Origin of the sequence: Microbacterium sp. HMWF026 (assembly GCF_003061325.1) — a bacterium.
Classification (GTDB): domain Bacteria; phylum Actinomycetota; class Actinomycetes; order Actinomycetales; family Microbacteriaceae; genus Microbacterium; species Microbacterium testaceum_E.
The window spans coordinates 1-1,378 of record NZ_QAJB01000177.1; the positions used below are offsets into that span (position 1 = coordinate 1).

Annotated in this window: 1 protein-coding gene; it reads left to right on the forward strand. The window is 73.2% G+C overall.

Annotated features, from left to right (window positions below; genetic code table 11):
• Nucleotides 1-2: 2 nt before the first annotated feature.
• Nucleotides 3-1,187 (forward strand): zinc metallochaperone AztD, encoded by a 1,185-nt coding sequence (gene aztD, locus DBR36_RS07470; RefSeq protein ID WP_108318253.1) that lies wholly within the window; start codon nucleotides 3-5, stop codon nucleotides 1,185-1,187.
• Nucleotides 1,188-1,378: the final 191 nt, after the last annotated feature.

A 1,378-nucleotide genomic window follows, 5' to 3' on the forward strand; every position in this document is an offset into this window, starting at 1 on the left:
CCCTGCGCCGCGCGGGCCTGCTCGCGCTCGCGGTCGGAGCCACCGTCGGCCTGTCGGCGTGCGCCGGAGCGACCGCTCCGGGCGCCGCGCCCGCGGCATCCGCCCCCGCCGACACCGCCACCCGGGTCGCCCTGTCGTACCCCGGCGGCATCGTCGTGCTCGACGGAGACACCCTCGAGACCGTGGGCGAGATGTCGAGCGAGGAGTTCACGCGCCTGAACGCCGCGGGCGACGGCCGCCACGTCATGGTCACCACGAGCGCGGGCTTCCAGGTGCTCGACGCCGGCACGGCCGACACCGACCCCGCGCTCACCGACCTTGTGTTCCCCGCCGCCAAGCCCGGACACGTCGTGACGCACGGCGGGACGACGGTGCTGTACGCCGACGGCACGAGCGACTCGACCATCTTCGACACCGATGCCCTGCTGGCATCCACCGACTCTCTTCCCGAGACGCGGACCGTCGCCGGTGTCGAGGCGCACCACGGTGTATCGATCGTGCTCGAGGACGGCACGTTCATCACCACGGTGGGCAACGCCGACGGGCGCAACGGCGTGATCGCCACGGACCCGTCGGGGGCGACCATCGCCGAGACCGCGGACTGCCCCGGCGTGCACGGCGAGGGAACGGCCCAGGACGAGGCCGTCGTGCTCGGCTGCGAGAACGGCGCGGTCGTCTACGCCGACGGCGCCTTCACCAAGCTGACCGCGCCCGACCAGCCCTACGGGCGCATGGGCAACGCATACGTCAGCGAGACCAGCCCGCTCGTCGTCGGGGACTACAAGGACGACCGGGATGCCGAGGGCTACCTGCTGCACCGCGTCGCCCTGATCGACACCGCCGCCAAGACCCAGCGCGTCGTCGACATGCCGGCGGGGGCGGAGTACACCTTCCGCGACATCGCCCGCGGTCCCGGCGACCTCGCGTACGTGCTCGCCTCGGACGGGGCGATCCACGTGCTCGACCCGGCCACGGGGGAGTTCACCGACGCGTTCCCCGTGATCGACGCGTGGGAGGGCCCGGTCGAATGGCAGGACGCCCACCCCGCGATCAAGGTGTCGGGCGACATCGCCTACGTCACCGAGCCGGCGAAGAACGCCGTCCACGCCGTCGACCTGACGACCGGCGAGGTCGTGACCAGCGCGACGCTGGAGCACACGCCGAACGAGATCGCGCTGACGAAGTAACGCGCCGCGGGGCACACCCGGGCTCGGGATCGCCGGGGTGCGCCTCCGTCGCGTCGGCGTGCGCCGTCGCCGCGTCGGGGTGCGCCTCCGCGCGGCGGACGCGGGCCGCGCCCGCACTCGCGGCACCGCACCGTTCTCGGAGAATCGCACCGTTCTCGGACGAATCCGGCCGGATCCTCCGAGAACCGTGC